Source organism: Paenibacillus sp. JNUCC-31 (genome assembly GCF_014844075.1).
Taxonomy (GTDB): domain Bacteria; phylum Bacillota; class Bacilli; order Paenibacillales; family Paenibacillaceae; genus Paenibacillus.
Map to the genome: position 1 here is coordinate 1,261,875 of NZ_CP062165.1, position 16,980 is coordinate 1,278,854.

16 protein-coding genes are annotated in these 16,980 nt (G+C 47.4%); all 16 read right to left on the reverse strand.

Going from position 1 to position 16,980, the window contains the following annotated elements:
• Position 1 precedes the first annotated feature (1 nt).
• Complete coding sequence (locus JNUCC31_RS05525) at positions 2-436, reverse strand: DUF4280 domain-containing protein (RefSeq protein WP_192269236.1); 435 nt, start codon at positions 434-436, stop codon at positions 2-4.
• 15 nt (positions 437-451) lie between these two features.
• Positions 452-967 (reverse strand): hypothetical protein, encoded by a 516-nt coding sequence (locus JNUCC31_RS05530; protein WP_228469528.1) that lies wholly within the window; start codon positions 965-967, stop codon positions 452-454.
• Positions 967-2,073 (reverse strand): pentapeptide repeat-containing protein, encoded by a 1,107-nt coding sequence (locus tag JNUCC31_RS05535; protein ID WP_192269242.1) that lies wholly within the window; start codon positions 2,071-2,073, stop codon positions 967-969. The genes JNUCC31_RS05530 and JNUCC31_RS05535 overlap by 1 nt, the downstream gene beginning before the upstream one ends.
• A 35-nt stretch (positions 2,074-2,108) precedes the next feature.
• Positions 2,109-3,524: a phage baseplate assembly protein V gene (locus JNUCC31_RS05540; protein WP_062835598.1), complete on the reverse strand. Its 1,416-nt coding sequence runs from the start codon at positions 3,522-3,524 to the stop codon at positions 2,109-2,111.
• Between the two features lie 15 nt (positions 3,525-3,539).
• Entirely contained in the window at positions 3,540-4,178 is a 639-nt protein-coding gene (locus JNUCC31_RS05545; protein WP_192269246.1) for a hypothetical protein, read from the reverse strand.
• Between the two features lie 34 nt (positions 4,179-4,212).
• Positions 4,213-4,986 (reverse strand): DNA and RNA helicase, encoded by a 774-nt coding sequence (locus JNUCC31_RS05550; RefSeq protein ID WP_192269249.1) that lies wholly within the window; start codon positions 4,984-4,986, stop codon positions 4,213-4,215.
• Between the two features lie 31 nt (positions 4,987-5,017).
• Positions 5,018-7,669, reverse strand: a complete 2,652-nt coding sequence (locus JNUCC31_RS05555; protein WP_192269252.1) for a molecular chaperone — start codon at positions 7,667-7,669, stop codon at positions 5,018-5,020.
• A gap of 32 nt (positions 7,670-7,701) precedes the next feature.
• Positions 7,702-8,391, reverse strand: coding sequence for an iron-dependent peroxidase (locus JNUCC31_RS05560; RefSeq protein WP_192269255.1), 690 nt, complete (start codon positions 8,389-8,391; stop codon positions 7,702-7,704).
• Positions 8,392-8,398: 7 nt separating this feature from the next.
• Positions 8,399-9,691, reverse strand: a complete 1,293-nt coding sequence (locus JNUCC31_RS05565) for a normocyte-binding protein (protein ID WP_192269256.1) — start codon at positions 9,689-9,691, stop codon at positions 8,399-8,401.
• A complete protein-coding gene (locus tag JNUCC31_RS05570) occupies positions 9,691-11,610 on the reverse strand; it encodes a SpoIIE family protein phosphatase (protein ID WP_228469529.1) in 1,920 nt (639 codons plus the stop codon). The genes JNUCC31_RS05565 and JNUCC31_RS05570 overlap by 1 nt, the downstream gene beginning before the upstream one ends.
• Positions 11,576-12,457, reverse strand: a complete 882-nt coding sequence (locus JNUCC31_RS05575; RefSeq protein WP_228469530.1) for a PP2C family protein-serine/threonine phosphatase — start codon at positions 12,455-12,457, stop codon at positions 11,576-11,578. Before JNUCC31_RS05575 ends, JNUCC31_RS05570 begins: the two co-directional genes overlap by 35 nt.
• On the reverse strand, positions 12,442-12,975 hold the full coding sequence (locus tag JNUCC31_RS05580) for an FHA domain-containing protein (RefSeq protein ID WP_133385623.1): 534 nt from the start codon (positions 12,973-12,975) through the stop codon (positions 12,442-12,444). The genes JNUCC31_RS05575 and JNUCC31_RS05580 overlap by 16 nt, the downstream gene beginning before the upstream one ends.
• 42 nt (positions 12,976-13,017) lie before the next feature.
• Positions 13,018-13,542: an FHA domain-containing protein gene (locus JNUCC31_RS05585; protein ID WP_228469531.1), complete on the reverse strand. Its 525-nt coding sequence runs from the start codon at positions 13,540-13,542 to the stop codon at positions 13,018-13,020.
• Positions 13,543-13,611: 69 nt separating this feature from the next.
• Positions 13,612-14,073, reverse strand: coding sequence for a J domain-containing protein (locus JNUCC31_RS05590; protein ID WP_192269266.1), 462 nt, complete (start codon positions 14,071-14,073; stop codon positions 13,612-13,614).
• Between the two features lie 126 nt (positions 14,074-14,199).
• The gene (locus JNUCC31_RS05595; RefSeq protein ID WP_056695746.1) at positions 14,200-14,625 is read right to left on the reverse strand and encodes a hypothetical protein; all 426 of its coding nucleotides are present in this window, start codon (positions 14,623-14,625) and stop codon (positions 14,200-14,202) included.
• A gap of 183 nt (positions 14,626-14,808) precedes the next feature.
• Positions 14,809-16,977: a hypothetical protein gene (locus JNUCC31_RS05600; RefSeq protein WP_062835607.1), complete on the reverse strand. Its 2,169-nt coding sequence runs from the start codon at positions 16,975-16,977 to the stop codon at positions 14,809-14,811.
• Positions 16,978-16,980: the final 3 nt, after the last annotated feature.

Genomic DNA, 16,980 nt, shown 5'->3' on the forward strand with positions numbered 1-16,980 from the left:
GCTAGAAGTCCAATTGCTGCCCGTCATCTTCAATCACGATATCTCCACCATACAGACACTTATGCGTACATTGACTGAGCAGGGCTGCTTTCCCTTCTACCTCGGTATCTCCCTTGCCATGCAGCCAGGGCATGGTCAAAACGGGCGTACACGGGGCTTTCTTGACTCCATAAATATCAACCATTGTACTGGTCTCTACAGCAGGATTCAGTAGATTGGAGCAGTTGCCGAAAGAACCGATATGTATGCCGGGAATGTAATCCTCGACCGTCATTTGTGCCTTGCCTTTAATATAAACCCCATGACTGAATGGAATTTTCAAACGTGTTCGTTGTGTGCCGCAGTTGCATTTCAAAATTGCGCCAGCAACGACATAGCTTTTAGGTGCATCTCCAGCACTTTGAATCTGCGTGTCTAATTCTTGTTTTAGCGCCATCTTACTCTCTCCCTTCTAAGCTGTTAGCTCCTGTTCCAGCTTCACCAGTCGAACACCTGTGATATCCCGACGCAGAATACTCTCTGCCAATGCAAGATTCACGATCATGACCGTTTCGCGCAGGTCCACTAATTGGAACAAAGGGACCTCTACCATTTCTCGTCTAAGAACGATCTGTTCCAAACTGCCGTCTATGCGCCGCTTTGTATGAGGTGACAGCACATTTGCAAGTTCTGGCGGATGAATCGCCCAATATGTTTCCTGGGTCATACGCTCCCTGTCCGTAAGGACAGCCGCCCTGCGCTTCAGGCGGGGCTGATATAGCGTTAACACTTCAAGTAAACGATCTGATACGAGCGGAATCGGATGTTCCATATAATCCGTATAATCCACATGAACTCCACCGCGGACATTCAAGCTGATCGCCCTAAGATCGATGTTGGAATCCTGAAAAGCCTGACTCCATACCCTTCGCTGAAGTTCACCTACGGGCTCAGTCTCAGCGCGATGAATCCATCTCAAATCTGCCATTAAGCGAAAGTATTGGATAACCCTGTCCTCCCTTCGACATTGTCAAAAATCGCCCCTTCAATATTGGCATTACTCCACAGTGTATCTACCAGATTAGCTCCGCTGAAGTTGGCACCTCGAAGGTCAGCCCCTCTAAAATCTGCTCCTTTCAGGTTTGAATTCTTGAAGTTAACTGCATCATACCCAGGTCCCTGTACAAGTCCCTCTGGGCGTCCCATATCTCCAACTACACCTCTGAATACAGCCCCTTGTAGGGAGCAACCACTGAAATCCGCTCCATAAATAAGACTATTTGAGAAGTTCACCCCTTCCATTTCACAATTCCGCCAGCGTGTGCCCACAAGCATGCAACGTTGAAAATCGGTCAATTTCAAATCTATATTCTCAAATCTGCTGAAACGAAAGTCCAAGTCGCTGCACTCCATTTCCGCCATACTCAGTCCTTGAAAATACGCATACATGACAGCAATACCATTGCTTTCCTCCAGTTCCTCGCCAATTTCTTCAATGCTTCGCTCTCTCTGATCCAATCGGAATACGCATTCGCTCGCATCAAGATACTCCCCTACACGTACTTCGAAGTTATGTTCAAGTTTCATTTGCAAATGCAATTCCATGTCTTCTAGCAAATAGCCGCATCGTCGGATGAAATAGACGAGATACCGGTTCACCAAAGGTACCTGCTGCAACCGAATACCTTCCAGTTCCACAGCCGTCACGGCACCTTGATAAGAAGCTAAAGTCTGTTTCAATCTTTCGATCATCCGTTCTACACATTCATAGGCCCATTGTGCAGAATAGAACGCTCGAACTGGCCTGCGGTCCAGCAACCACGACGAATCACAAGCCTCAACCAGCACATTCATCGCCCCACCCAGTACTTCCGTTCGCAATATAGAGTACTGGATGTAGGCGATTTTCTCTTTTGTCCTAACCTCTTGAGCAAGCGCAACTTCTTTAATAAACTCTCTGAAATGTTCCATATATTCTGCCGTCAATTCGGTTGATCTGCTCTCTAATGTACGCCTTAAATCCTCCATCAGCCTGACTCGCTCTGGCTCCACCTGATCGGCATAAAAGTGCTTCAACGAATCCTTTCGGTTCATTTGCTCCCCCCTCCCTCGACTACAAATACATATGTTTAGTTGGATTTCACCTCAGAACCACTCATCTGTGCCTGCCCATCCAATCGGAATGTCCCCCCTCCACCTTCAAGAAGTAACTGAGAACCGGCAGACAATATCATTTTCTTTCCTGCTTTCAGGGAAAGGCTGCCCCCTGCAGACATTGTGACTTGCTGGTTGCCCTTGATTTGAATGCCCTCATCTCCACTCAATCGGATAAACACTTCTCCTTCTTTTCCAGTGATAACAATGGAGTCTGGTGTCAGTCTAATCTCCTTGCCATGGGGTGTGCGAAAAATTTTGTGATCCGGATTGTTCAATTGGTTCGTTCCCGTCACCTGTGTATCTAGTCTGGGCGCTGGCGTAGCATACGCCTCTTCTTCATGCTGAGTTGGAAAATACACCGCCACCGGATCACCAATTTCTGGCATCACGTACCATCCGGTCCGCCCCTCAGAAATATAGGGAGACTGATACAGTAGCCATAGTCCATTCTCCGCTTCCTGTTCTTTATCACAATTCAGTTGTACTCTGACATGTCCGCCATGTACCGCAAATATGCGTCCCATTAATGAGCTTCCAGCAATCAGTGGATTGTAGTACGTCTTCTGTCGCAATCCTTTGTGAAGACTTAGCACGTATTTATGCTTTAAAATACCTCCGGCAAGTTCCGTATAAGCTTCCGTAAGATACAGACTTCTGCCTCGGAATGAGATATGGTGTCCCAGTTCCATAACTTGATCTGTCTCCACTTCGTATACAATGAAGTCACTTTCATTCACATTAACGGTCTCGTTCTCCGTGAAGTACATGAACGGAGTCATATTTTTGTGGACGGTATAACGTGTATTATCCAGCTCAATCGAGTTACCATGCTCATATACGCCGAAATAAAATTTGGGGCTGTCGAATTGAGCCGCAGGCATCAGACTCGTGTGAAATCGGGAAGCCAGTCTTCTGAGAAATGCCCAGTCTGTTTCCTGATATTGCACGGCAACCTTGCCAATCTTGGCTCCCCCGGTCCCCTCATCAATCACGTCCAGTCCCGGATAATCCTGATCCAGCTCCTTTAACAATTCAGGGAGCGTCATCTGGATGTTTTGAAACGTACGGGTTCGCTTTTTGACATCCATCAGGTACGTATGTGAGATTGCTTCAACCTGGAGCGTATATACGCCCCTCACAACCTGCACTTCTACAGATAAAGGAATGCCTTTGAATAGCGGACTTTTGTTCCCCTCCTCGTCCTTTTGCCACACTTCAATCGGGGTATTCTTATCCGTAACATCCACATAACGATCTTTCCATTCCTCGGATACCATACCTTTGAAAACAAGGCGGGTGTGCTCATTCATCTTTTTGCGGATTGTCAATTCTTGCAGATGTACTAGCTCATAAGGTTCAATAATCAGATTTTCATACGTCAGGCTCATGGACTCAGCTCCTCTCTAATTCATTTCGACAATGAGTGTATCCAGAAGTGTACCACCGGGTTCCATCCAATTTCTCTTCTCATCGTCCGTACAGTTAAAACCATAAACAAGGACTTTCTGATCTAAAATGGTGAACACCATATGGTTATAAATTTGATCATTCAACCCCTGAACAGCGAATTGGCAGTAACCCGTGGAAAGACCAGCATCCGTCACTCGAACACCGTGTTTTTTCCATTCTCGTACAGGTTGAGTTGCACGAATCACGTCAGCCATCGATTCCGTAAAGGAATTCAACTCTTCCGGAGCAAGACGATGATCCAATGTCTTGAACGTAAAGTTGACCGTTCCCGAATCATTGGTATAGATCCATTCAGGACGATGGGACGACGGATATTTTAACTGAGCTTCTCTTTCTGTCACCAAACGAAATGTGCGGGGAAGAGATACTGTAACCTTTCCCTCGTATAGCTCCGTTCTTCTCAGATGTATCGTTTCCTGTTCAAGGTGTATCATGGTTATTGGCTCGAATGGTTTAACTTCACTTGATTCAGCAGAGGCTTCAACATCTCTAGTCTCTGTTCCCTGATGAGGTTCACCGTTCAATGTTTTGCCATATAACATCGGGATGATTTTGCGATCCATATGTTCCATAAACGAATTCCATCCTCCCATTCTCTTGAAAATTTCAATCCACAATCATACGATGTGGTCCACCCACCGGCATACCCGAACGTCCCGTTCCCCGACCTGCATTCGCCAGTATACGATCCAGATATCGATGAATCTGCGCATTATCGTATTCTCTGTACTCCAGTCCCAATCGACTGGCAATGTGATGCAAAATGACGCTACGTGCAACCGTTCCTTCATTGAGACACATCATGGCGAAGACCAGATCCTGGGGATCAGAGGTCCCCGTTCGAAGCAACCTCTCGGCATAATCCTTCATGACAACCGGAGATAAGGTGCTTGCTCCCTCGGCTGCATAAGGAACATGAATGACATGCAGCGTATTGAACTCCGTTGCCAAGTCGGCAAAGGTCTGATAGTCCCGCCGCAGCCGCGCCCCTTCCTTCAGCTTGAATCGAGCCAGCTCCAACTCTCTCGATGTGCACGTTGTCTCTTCATCCAAGAGCAGTTCCGAATGGCTTATCGTCATGTCACTCACGGTCTCCTCCGCGGTAAACCGAAGCTTCAGCACATTGACCCTTCCCGTAGCTTGGTATGCCAGTTCCATAGGCTCTGTCAGCATATAAAGCCTTCCTTTATACAGCACCATCCCAGGAGCGACGACCAATTTGTCCGGGAACACGTCTACCTCTGCACCTGCAAGAATGCCATCTGCATAACCGCGATAGTACAGTTCGATGAAGTCTCTGGGGAAATCACGTAGTCCCTCCAACATGGATGTTTTCAGAATTCTTCCCTTGTTAAAATGCGGATACGAATATGTGAACATGAGCGGTGTTCCCCCTTTCTGCTCGTGGTCCTCACTTCATTCCGTCAAAGAAGTCCAGTTCCGACAAGTCTGTCTCAAACGGAAGCAGCTTCTGCGATCCCAGATACAGCCGTTCATTTCTGCGAGCTACAGGCAACACATGGAAGCCCCAATGACGATCATCCGGAAAGACAAAAAACTTCGTCTCTCCATTCACGATGGAATCCGTATCATCTTGCGGAATTTTATCTCCATATCGATCTCGAATGTCTTCGTAGAGTACCTCTTTATAGAAATCCGGGCGGTTCGCATATACGAATTTTTGTCTCAGCTGGCCATCGCTTCCGCTAAGGTACAACTCCACTTCTGCCGTCTCGAATGGCCGGGAAATGCTACCGGGAATACCATCACTCCGATCCAGACTGCTGATCAGCATTTTTTCCCGTCCATTATGCGTGTAGGCACTTACGGTATACGGAATTACAGCGGCATCATGCGTGATATCGGCTTGAACGCTTCCTGTTTTGCGGGCACTCAGATAACGAATCGCCCCTCGAAGGCAGGCAAGTTTAAGATCAGGCACACGCCCTTCCGCAGGTTTTTGCCGAAACTCAATGCTTCTGCCTGGAACGAACTCTTTCAATGCTTCCCGAAATACATCAATACGGCAGGACTGACCTGTCAACTTGATAATTGAGTACTGGTTCATCCGTCCCTGACGGTAGAAATCATCCAAAAACTTGCGGACTACCTCATAGATATCAGCCTTAATCAGCTGGGTAATTTCCTTGATATTGAACACCACATCGGGGAACTCATATTCATCCTTCAACTCCCCATTCCGCTCTACCGAGAGGAACCAACGCTCCATGGTGGTGATCTGCAGATCACTGTCCCCATCGCCCTCCATCTCCGAGTGGAATCGGTTACGTAAGATGCCTGTTTTGCGGAAAAATTGTTGCTTCATCTCTTCTGCGATTTCCCACAGGAAGTAGAAGTTTCCTCTTACCCGCAAATACTCATCCCGTGAACGGTTCTCTCGACGCGCAAACGCAGTCGGGATGATGTGTTCTGCCTCCTCATAGCGCTGCTCCAGCTTCTGATAAACGGACTTCACACCCTCTTCGTCCACCTGACGGAACACATCCGCACCAGGTGCCTCAATCAGACTATCAATATCCGTCACCTGACGGCGTCCGCTATAGTAGTCGGCGAATACAATTTTCATGAATTGCATAATACGATAGGTGATGTTGTGACCTCCGAAGTTCGTGTCCCCATTTTCGTAGGTCGTATGGATATCGAGCTTGTACGCCATATGTCCGTCCTCGATCGTAAAGGCACAGGAAGACAAATCGGTCGTTCCACCTCCACAATCAATCACGAGCGCATGGTACGTCTGCCCTTCCATGAAAGCACCACGTTCCATGCCGTCAGCAAGGGTGTTATAGAGCACAGCCATTCCCTCATCCAGCGCATACGTCTGCTCAATCCGATAATCCGGAAGCATCTCTCCGAACATCTGCAAAAACTGTGTTTTCATCTTCACGGGACTGGTAAAATGCACATGCCGAAACTTGCACTTGAACTGATGCTCTGCCGTTCGGATGATGTAGTTCATGTACGCACGCAGCAGATCCATACGAGAAACCATGGCTGCATTGCCATGAACATCGACAATTTCTTCCATTTTGTTGTAATTGTTCACCCAGCGCTTCATGCTGCGGAAGACACTCGCCCGGCTGCTGTACCCTCCCCGACGCATGCTTCGCAGCGCTTCATAGCCGAACTCGTAACGAATGTTTGCTGGATCCGAGCACTCCGCCACACCGATTGCCGTAGGAAGGACCTCGATCCAGTCCGTATCTTTGTATGTAGGATCGGGAAAAGAAACGTAGTTGATGGCATCCATACGGACTCGTCCATTCAGCAAATCCTGGCTGCTCGGCGCCTGAATATAACCGTTATGCAAATAGGCGCCTGCCGTCGTATTGGAGGTGCCAAAATCAATTGCAAGCACTGCTTCTGTCGGTTCAAGCTCCCGGATGTCCAGATCTGCCAGTGGGATTTGAGTATATTGAATATGAACCGGTGGAAGCGGTCTGCTGGAATAATAGGTCTGATATAAATACTCCGAGTCGCGTTTACGGAAAAAGAGAAGACTGTACTGTCTGTTTCCCGATCTCTTCCAGGTCGCCCCACTTCCTGCCGTCAAATAAAAGGTTCCCGATACGGAGTCGTCCTTAACCAGGTTGAAGATGCCACACAGCTCCATGCTCTCATTGACTAAAAGTACGTTGGATTCGGTTAATCCACCCGGTGCCGTGACCACATATCGATCCAGCTTGTCCACGTTCAATCCTTCGTACAGAATCAGCCGGGCTGGTACACTAATGCCTCCATCACTGCTCATGGGCGCCGTCATATGACGAGAAATAGCCTTTTGTATCCGCTCGAATCCACCTTCAACAGACTGATCGATCCACAATACATCGTCCGCTCCCAGAAATTTTAAAATAATCCGAATCAGTTCTTCCCGCTCCGTCCGAGGGCCCAATCCCTCAATTAACCGTTCCTTGTAACAAATGTTCCGTAATTGGAATGTGGTCATGTCCATCAATTCTTCGCGCGTATAACGCATGGTTCCTCTGGAACGTTCCCTGCTCGTGGCGTCAGGATACAATCGGTATGAATAGCCGTTCATCTATACTTCCTCCTTACAACTGCTGGTGCTGCTTAATATAGGGCAATCCCGTCCTGTATCATCGTATAGTCCACATCCAGAATGCCAAAATGATGCCCCCAGTATATTTCCGTGTCGAAACGAACCGGCAGAAAGAGTTCAAGAATCAGTTCCAGCTTCTCCTTCGCTTCCGTACGTTCCACCTGACCAATATACAAAAGCAATTCATCCTTTTCCTCACAATTGGCATAAAGGGTTGAACGCGGGAACATTCGAACAAGGGTATCCCTCAGCAGATGAACTGCCTCTCCCGTATCATACAAACGGAGCATATTGCAGGCGATCACTTCCTGCTCCTCCTGCCCGAACAACTCCAGTCGCCGTCGAACCCGATCCCCGTACACACCCGAATGCATATCCTTCAGAATGAAGCGAATATAATACTCCCTCTTGTTCATACCCTGCATCAAATCCATATCCGCCAGAAAATGAATAACCAGATCAAAGAGTGCTTCCCGCAACTCCACCTGCTCTTCATTATTGATATCGAACAGGTCCCGGAAAATATCAAAAAAGCGATAATACGGATTGACTTCAACCGTACCTTCCACGCCTGAAGCATTCAGGTTTGTCTGGCTAAGTTCCATATAAGGCGAATATACACGTGCTGGCACAAAGGTTACGTCGCGCAGATCGGTTCCATCACGTTTAGCTCGAATAATCAGATCCCAGATGTAATTCATGCTGTACTCACACCCATTCCCCTTCGCAGCGATATTCAGGGAAAGCCAACTGGATCTCGGATACCAGAAAGCTCAGCAAATCATCCAGAAAAATAGCCTGCCCTGGCTGAATTCCGTGTTTGCTGAACCTTAAAATCATTCGATGTTTATCTGCCTCAACACGGACATGATCGCTAACAAATCCATTAAGCGGGTACGTGATGCCCAAGGTGGGGCCAGGTGGCACCACTTTCACATCTTCCAGTTCCAATCCCTCCGCTGCCTGAAAAGCATGAGCCATGCGGGCAATCTCCCCTTTGGATCGCACAGAGCGTCCTTCCTGACGCGCATATTTACCGGCAAACCCTTCCCGTTTGTTGTTGGAAAACAGCGGAAAGTCCATTCTACCGATTCGGGTTGCAACGGGGCCGGCTATTTTCAGTACCGTCCATGAATCGGATTTCTCCAGCGGAGATACGATGGTGATATCTTCTTCCGATCTTTTGATATACCGAATATGCGATTCGTCTCCATCCACTAAATATCCGTGCTCAGTCCCTGTTTTGCGGAGCGGCAACACATGTTCATAATTGATGCGGTCCGAAGCCGGGACAGGGAATCCACCTGTTTTCATCTCAAGCTTCTGAATATTCCAAAGGGGGATCATATTCGTTCTTTTGTATGACTCAAACTCCTCCAAATGGATTGAAAGTTCTTTGACCACATGCTGTTTGTCCCATGCAGCTCCATCGTCCGAACCCACTAGAACACAATCAACGAATTTGAACACATAGGGTGCATTAATCGATTTCCATGGCAGACTGTTCTTACGAAATACCCGGTACAGTTCTTCAATTTTGGAGATATACGCTGTACTTGATTTCAACCGAACCGTTATGGCATGTCTGCCTTCGCTCGTTACAATCTCCCCGCGAAATGTCCGATTACTTTTCAGCAGAGATTGGAGCTCCTGTTGCCCACATTCCATGTAGAACGTAAATAAATTCATCTCTTCCTTACGTGCCAGCGCTTCTGAAGCCTCGCTCAAATAAACAGTCTGGGGTGCAGCATCCTCCGGAAGAATCGGATACAGAAATTCATGAATGGGGTCCAAATCTTCCCGCGGACATAATGTGACATATACATCGTGGCGTTCCTCCAGCGGTACCACCTCGTCAAACACCCGTTGCTCGATCTGTTTGTTTAGTGTCTCCTGATACTCCACAAGATTAAGAAAAACGCCTGTCATGAGGTCTTTGAGCATGCGGCGTTGTTCCAGATCCTCCATCTTGTTTAGACGGTCACGAATAATATCTTTCATCACGAATCCCCTCCTTCCGTGGCTTCCTGTTCATTCACTTCAGCCTCGGTGGTGTCGGTGCTTTCTTTAGCCTTTGAGGCTGAATTAATGCTAGCATTGCTTGTCGTTTTCCCTGAAGAAGAACCGGAGCCGGAAGCATCCACAGTCCTACTTCCGTCCGAAGTGGCATTACCCGCGGAAGAAGTGCTCCCCGCTGAATTGCCTGTGCTCATTCCTCCCGCATTCTCGGTCCAATCCGAGTTCAAACCAGACGTATCCATTGTTCCTAATCCTGCCGCATCCTGCGTAAGTTCTGCCGCCGGTACAGGTGGATTCAGTTTCTCATCCAGCTTATTTATTTTCCGCTCCATAGCCAGCACGCGTTCCAACATATCGATCTCCTGATAAATTTCCTGTGCCGAAGCATAGGCCTCCATGGCACCACTATAGTCTCCGGCTTCATTGAAGCGGTCACCCTTCTGTTCCAGCGTATCAGCTTGAAGTTGCCGGGATTGCCGCTTGATATCTGCACGTTTGGTCTCGGCCGTCTCCAGTTGCGTAGCAATTTCCTTCAGCGCATCCTTGTAAGCTGTCTCCGTAGCGGCTGTTCTGGCCCTTTTATACAAAATGATCGCTCCACTGTAATCTCCGTTCTGGAGTTTCAGATCGCCCTCGGTGATCCAGTCTTGCACTTGCTGGAAGGTGGTCATCTGCTCCAGGCGCTCCTGAATAACTTCCCGGTTGAACATGCTATAGGATTCAGACAATTCCAATGCTTTGGTGTAACTCGCGGTTGCTTTGGTAATGTCGCCTTCTTTCAGGTGAGCTTCCCCATCAACCAGCGTCTGGGCAGCAGCCATCTTCGCGGTCAACAGCTTTTTATGTATAGGGTCCTTGATTTTGATGGAATTATTGCGTGCAAGGCTGTAGTCCGAGACCGCCTTGGCATACTCTTGTTCCTTGACGTACTGGTCTGCGGTCTGTTCATATTGCAGCATATCTACGACCAATTCAGCTTTTTTGGCTGCGCTTTTCACCGCGTAGAATATGCCGGCTCCACCAAAAATCAGGAGCATAACCAGCATGATGGCAATCCGCTTAATCCATTTCTTACGGTTCTTGGGCTCTTCATGAAAAATCTTGTTCACATATATGGCTGCCGCACTATAATTCTCGATACGGGTACGCTGCTTGCTAAGCATTACTTCTTCAAGCGTATCCGCCAGTGTCTGCGGGTCATTGGCACCTTCAACCGCATCAATCATCTCGGCATCCTGAACACCTTCCCATAATCCAGGGGTGCAGAGCACAAGCACATCGCCATCGGCCAGCTTAATCTTATCCGATACATACGGTCTGATCATGCCAGGTTTGCCCGCGTATTCGTTCAGATTGCCGCGTTCATCATGCTGATCCACACGATCTTCTGCAATCTGGCCTTCGGCTGCCAACTGGGCAGCAACGCTATGATCCTTGCTTTTTAGTGCAAGCCGATTTCCACGAAAATGATACAAACGGCTGTGTCCGGCAGATGCCCACACCATACGTGTATAATCTGTCACAACAATGACGAATCCCGCTTTGAGCCTGACTCGGCGGCTTTCATACTGAAGCCACTCATGTGCAATCTTGATATACTCTGTTAGTCTCCGTTTGGACATGGTTGGCTTTTCCAAAAAGGATTCCAGAATGGTCTGCACTGTGATCTGTGCGCTATTCACTTCCGTATCCGTATCCAAACCATCTGCAATGACATAACAGGCCCAATCTTCCAGCTCAACGCAGCCGTAGAAATCCCGATTTTTCAGGAAAGATCCCGCTTCCGAGACAAAAGCCGTCTTGAATTCACTGTTCTCCTTCCTCATCCGTCTCCCCATTTCCCTTCCCTGTGCGTTGCCTGATCCGTTACCATCCTTGCTCCAAAATGATAATCGTGGCATTATCCTGATGCACGAGCTGTTTTTCTTCAATCAAATCAATGATGGTCTGGGCTGCATCAAATGGCGACATGTCTTTCGCCAGTATAGTCTCCAGTTCCATCTCAGTAAGGGAGTTGTATACCCCGTCACTGCATAACACAATCTTGTCCGCCGGTTGCAGTGCAAACGGCTCGTCCGCGATTTCCATTTGTTTAAAATGGTCGTACCCCAAATAGTTGACCAGCCTTTTGCGCTGCGGATTATCCAACGCCTCCTGCTCCGATATTTCTCCAGACATATACTGTTCTTCGAGTTGAGTTTCCAGCGTATGTTTATGATTGATAGCAAGTAGCTCACCTTTGCGAAATACGGCCAAAATACTGTCTCCTACCGCGCCCCAATATAGCTCTCTGCCCTTGATCATGGCTGATACCAACGTTGTTCCGCCCGGAACGCCAAGCAAGTTACGAAGAATCGCCTGGTTTGCCGCATGGGAAGAAGCATCCCAAAACTCCTCTGGATCAGGAAACCGCTCCAACTCTTCAAACTCACGGATAAATGTTTCTACGGCAGTGGTACTGGCTACTTTCCCTCCAGATAATCCGCTAATTCCATCGGCAAGTACTGCAAGTACACCATAAGGCTCCACGGCGCAGGCAAAATAATCATCCTGCTCACTGCGAGCACCAATGGTCTGTCCATTCCCGATCTGAACACCTACTGGCCTATCGTCACGTTGCCTTACCGGAATCCGGCTTCGGACGAATAACAACAACCAGATCGACAAACAGCCTGCTGCCAGAACCCAATAAGGCGTTAGCTCCTTGTCGTTCCACAAGATCATGAAGGTATTCACTGTTGCTCCCATTCAAAATGCACACCACATAATGGGATGAAAATGAATTTGCTGCGTCCTAATTGAATGACGTCGTAGGCAGCCAGTTCCACCGGAGAATAGACCGCTTCATTGTTGTGATAGGCAAGGCCGGAAGCATCGCCGGGCAGCAGATAGAAATTCCGTTTTTTTGGATCATATACAATCACCGCATGATTACGCCTTGAAATCGTGTTATCCCCTAGGATGCGAACATGCATCTCTTCCGAACGTCCAATAAAGTTCTTTTCAGCCATTATTCGATAATCCTGGCCCATCTGCGGACCTTCGATACACACCATCCATCCCGTTACCGGTTCAATTCCTGTCGTTTCCCCCAGGTATGGCATCGTTCTGTCATCCTCTGCCGTGCGAGGCGCGCGTGGGATTGCTCCCGCTGCTTCACTATTGCCGGAAGCCGGTGACTCGACGGCCAGATTGCAATATGGACACGTGTTTCCGTGCCGTCTCGTGCTGAACATATGTCCGTTTCCACATCTTGTCAGACTCATTTCTTTTCATTCCCCCGTAGCTTGTATAATGGTACGCCAACGTTATTTCACCAAAATTCGGGTATTGGCAATATAAATTAAGTCCCCTGCCTCAATCAGGCTGGGTTCTTCGATTTCCAATTTGGATGATCTGCTTTGATTTCCCTTACGTACACCTACGCCGCTGGCCGAGTCAATATCCTCGATAAACCATTGGCCCGAGGCTTTGTTCAGCACAGCATGTTGCGGACTGATGAGGGAAGCATATGGAGTATCGGACAGATCAATGTCCGCCTCACTGTTCTTCGAACTTTTTCCGATCAATACACTCGTCTCACCCTGAATGTACCATTCCTTCACACTTGTACCGTCGTCGTCCAACAGCACGAGTTTCACAACACGTGAAGACAGCTTCTTCTTTTCCCCCTTGGTGGCAGGTATGTATTTAAAAAATAGGTATGCTCCCCCGGAGAGGACTACAATAATTCCAGTTATCCACTGGGCACCCATGTCCCGGTTAATGATGAATATGTAATACAGCACGGCTAACGAAATCATGGCGACGCATACGTCAAGCCCTATCGTCATTACCGACCTTCCTCGTCTCACTTCCATAACCTCCGCCTGAACCGGCACGATCCATTACAGGCCACCGGTTTACTTTTTTCGAACTCCGAAATATCGGTCAAACATGGCGGACATATCCATTCCTTTATTGGGATCGGCTTTGCCACTGTTTGAGCTTTCCTTGCCTTTGGGGCTATAGCCAAAAAATTGTTCAAACTGTTCCTGCATTCGTGATGGATCAGACCATACCTTCTCGGTATTCATAGGTCCATTTTTTGTATGTCCACTCTTTTCTCGTGCAGTACTGGATGATGCTCCTTTTGCCGCTCCTGGATTCCCTGTAGATCGAGGTTGTTGATTGTATGCTGCCCGTAACTCGGGATTTCCGAGTGTGCTGTAGGCCTCATGTACTTGCTTGAAACGCGCCTCTGCCTGTGGATCTCCCCCATTAACATCCGGGTGAAATTTTTTCGCCAATTGACGATAAGCCTTCTTGATCTGCTCCGGAGAAGCTTCACGTTCCACACCAAGCACGGCATAATAATCTTTCATGGTATTCGTTCCTGCCTCCCTGCCGTATTCGGGCGTAAATAAAGATTAAGGGGCACCAGGGCCCCTTAACATGACAGCGTTATTCTGAGCCAGTCATAACTGACCCGGAATATTAGTTGCCCCCTTTTATACCGGGAAGCCGCCTTCGATTTTAGTGAATTCAGTTTTGTCTTTTTTCTGTTTGATGAACAGGCTGAATTCACCCACGCCTTCGGTATCTCCGAAACGCTCTGTGTAATCCACAACGAACGCATTAGGCATGTAAATTTTGCGTACCACTTGATCCGCTGCAACCACTTCCAGGGTTACTTTACGGTAGCAATCCGCTTTTTCAGCTGGAACGAGGGACCACAGAGCAAGTTTCATCGTGTCATCTGCATTGTCACCGTCTGTTGCTGTAATAATTTTGCCACTGATGCGAAGTGTTGCGCCTACATCTGTGGATCTAGCGTTGGAATCATCTGGTGTATCCGTGTCATACACAACTGTACGGATATTATCCATTCCCAATTCGATTGTTTCTGCGCCTTCTACTTTCAATACAAAACCCATTAATAAAAACCTCCTTAAAATTAGGAAAAAATGTGCCCGGTATGCTCTCCATCTGGGGAGAGGTACCGGAATATATGTATAAGGTCAGCCATAAAGGCTGCCTTTAACACCAAAATAAATGTCTATAATTCGTTGTTTAAAGAATTATATTCAAAATTCAAAACTTGGAATTACTCCAGCCTCTTACACTTTCATCGCGCTGGTGCCTTTGGTGATCATGACCTCCAGGTTCTTCACGTTGCCGTTGAATACCAGGTCAATGTGGCACATATTGCTCTTCTCATCGATGATAAAGCTCATGTCGTCGCCTTCCTGAATGATCGAATTGATCGACCCTCGGGTTCCCAGCCACCGGCTCTTCTGACTGCTCGGATTGTTGCTGAAGAATTTGACGATATTTTCATGCTTGAAATCACCCGTCTGGAAACGGAGCAAGCGCTCAATGTAAGTACTTACGAGTGTTTTATACAAGGAATCAAAGCCATCTTCGGACATCGCCATGCTTCTCGCTTTGTATACCGTGATCCGCTTGATATCACTATCCTGAATTTGGGCATTTTCCGATGAGAAAATAAATCCAAAGTTTTTCCGGTTAATCGAATCCTTGATAGTGTTCGTAAATCCGGAGATTTCTTTGGTCATCGTAGTTACTACACGCAGACTGTTATCGCCTGCTTCAATATCAAAACGCACACCTGGATAATCCCGGTTCACGGTTTTGAATGCGCCTCGTAGGTACTCAGGGCACTGATATGCAGCCACAATTCCGGCAGATACATAAGACGCACCGACATACACACCTTCAATCCACAGCTTCAGAATGTCTTCTTTCTCCTTGGAAAGCTCCACACCATTCTCCGTCTGGAGCATACGACTGTCGATAACAACACCCGATTTCTCTTTCGGAATGATGGTGAAATTCGGAGCACTTGGAATGGCGAATTCGCTGTAGTCCTTGCGAGTTAATACCGCGCATTTATCAATATATTTATCGATGCCTGCGGTAGCCATGCTGCTGAATGTAGTCTCTTCTCCAGATTCAAAGCTGAAGAATACTTGTACTTTGTAGTCTTTAACGACTTGCAGGAGCATGGACAAGGATTCCATACTGTTTCCGTCTTGTTTAACGACTTTCTCGTTACCACGGAAACGGGCACGACTGACTTGAACTTGTCCCGTATTCTCCAGTTCAACGGAAGGAACAATACCGAACCAAATGGTGTCGGTAAAATCATTCTTCGCATTGACTGTGTTGAGATAGGTCTCCAGCCGCGGAATGTTACTGCTCTTAACAAGCATATCCAGCTTGGCATTGGCAATCAGCATGGAAGGCAGCATGCCTTTGTTTTTGGTCGCATATTGATCAAAGAACATTTTGACACCCAAAATTTTCTCTACCAGCGGTTTTACGGTTTTCACAAAGTCATCCTTGGCGTTCTTGTAAAATTCCAGGTATGTATTGTAATTCTGTACTTCAACTGCCGTATCGACATCCGTCTGAACCGCAGGAAGTGGGCAGAATGTACGAACGACCAGATCCTGTACATACGGTGAAGGTGCCTCGGAGAGTGAATCATAATCTTCGGCAAACACCTGAGTCAAATCTGTGCTTGTCGACTCATCCAGGAGCATCAACTCGTTGTTATCACTCTTTGGAGCTTCGATAATTTTCAATTCTCCGCTCTCACCAATCGTGAGTTGTCCTACCTGAATCGCTTCGGAAGAAGTTTCTTCTTGAGCACGGCCCAGCAACAAGCGGGTTTTGATATCTTCGATGGCCAGTGGCAGCATTGCCATAACATTGTTATAGTTCCGGCTGGCATCTTCAAACATGACATTAAGTTTATCCCCGATATCCAACTTCTTCGGGTCCCCGTCATCCAGCTTCTCATGCTGGCCATACATGTAATGAATTTCTTTCCGTACCTGCCGAATGTCATCCATAACCTTTTTCGGTGAAATCATATCCAGCAAATTTTCAAACTTGAAATCTACATTCGTAATCCCCTGACTACGTTTGGTATCGATCAGGGTAAAGAGCATTCTCAGGAAGTCATTGCTATGATCAATTTTGATCTCAGAGATTGCTTCATCCGGAATCCCTTCCGGTTTTTTAAGCGTATACATGACTTTCTGGTTTACCGCATTGAAAAAGGAATACACACTGGGAGAAAACTTGTCCAAAAACTCATCGAAGTTTCGTACAAGCAAGTGTTCGTTGATCTCCTTGATCTTGTCATCATTCAAACTGTCGATCCCTTTTACGTCACCGACAATCGTAATCAAATCCATTTTCTCAGGATTGATCTCTTCAAAAAGCATCGTTCGGTTCGTTTGATTAATAATATCCATTCA

Excerpts from the sequence above, each read along its gene's own strand:
- JNUCC31_RS05525 (WP_192269236.1), bottom strand. The coding sequence starts at position 436 with ATGGCGCTAAAACAAGAATTAGACACGCAGATTCAAAGTGCTGGAGAT.
- JNUCC31_RS05590 (WP_192269266.1), bottom strand. The coding sequence starts at position 14,073 with ATGAAAGATTATTATGCCGTGCTTGGTGTGGAACGTGAAGCTTCTCCG.
- JNUCC31_RS05535 (WP_192269242.1), bottom strand. The coding sequence starts at position 2,073 with ATGAACCGAAAGGATTCGTTGAAGCACTTTTATGCCGATCAGGTGGAG.
- JNUCC31_RS05565 (WP_192269256.1), bottom strand. The coding sequence starts at position 9,691 with ATGAAAGATATTATTCGTGACCGTCTAAACAAGATGGAGGATCTGGAA.
- JNUCC31_RS05575 (WP_228469530.1), bottom strand. The coding sequence starts at position 12,457 with ATGGGAGCAACAGTGAATACCTTCATGATCTTGTGGAACGACAAGGAG.
- JNUCC31_RS05560 (WP_192269255.1), bottom strand. The coding sequence starts at position 8,391 with ATGAATTACATCTGGGATCTGATTATTCGAGCTAAACGTGATGGAACC.
- JNUCC31_RS05540 (WP_062835598.1), bottom strand. The coding sequence starts at position 3,524 with ATGAGCCTGACGTATGAAAATCTGATTATTGAACCTTATGAGCTAGTA.
- JNUCC31_RS05585 (WP_228469531.1), bottom strand. The coding sequence starts at position 13,542 with ATGACGATAGGGCTTGACGTATGCGTCGCCATGATTTCGTTAGCCGTG.
- JNUCC31_RS05580 (WP_133385623.1), bottom strand. The coding sequence starts at position 12,975 with ATGAGTCTGACAAGATGTGGAAACGGACATATGTTCAGCACGAGACGG.
- JNUCC31_RS05530 (WP_228469528.1), bottom strand. The coding sequence starts at position 967 with ATGGCAGATTTGAGATGGATTCATCGCGCTGAGACTGAGCCCGTAGGT.
- JNUCC31_RS05600 (WP_062835607.1), bottom strand. The coding sequence starts at position 16,977 with ATGGATATTATTAATCAAACGAACCGAACGATGCTTTTTGAAGAGATC.
- JNUCC31_RS05555 (WP_192269252.1), bottom strand. The coding sequence starts at position 7,669 with ATGAACGGCTATTCATACCGATTGTATCCTGACGCCACGAGCAGGGAA.
- JNUCC31_RS05595 (WP_056695746.1), bottom strand. The coding sequence starts at position 14,625 with ATGGGTTTTGTATTGAAAGTAGAAGGCGCAGAAACAATCGAATTGGGA.
- JNUCC31_RS05550 (WP_192269249.1), bottom strand. The coding sequence starts at position 4,986 with ATGTTCACATATTCGTATCCGCATTTTAACAAGGGAAGAATTCTGAAA.
- JNUCC31_RS05545 (WP_192269246.1), bottom strand. The coding sequence starts at position 4,178 with ATGGAACATATGGATCGCAAAATCATCCCGATGTTATATGGCAAAACA.
- JNUCC31_RS05570 (WP_228469529.1), bottom strand. The coding sequence starts at position 11,610 with ATGCCACGATTATCATTTTGGAGCAAGGATGGTAACGGATCAGGCAAC.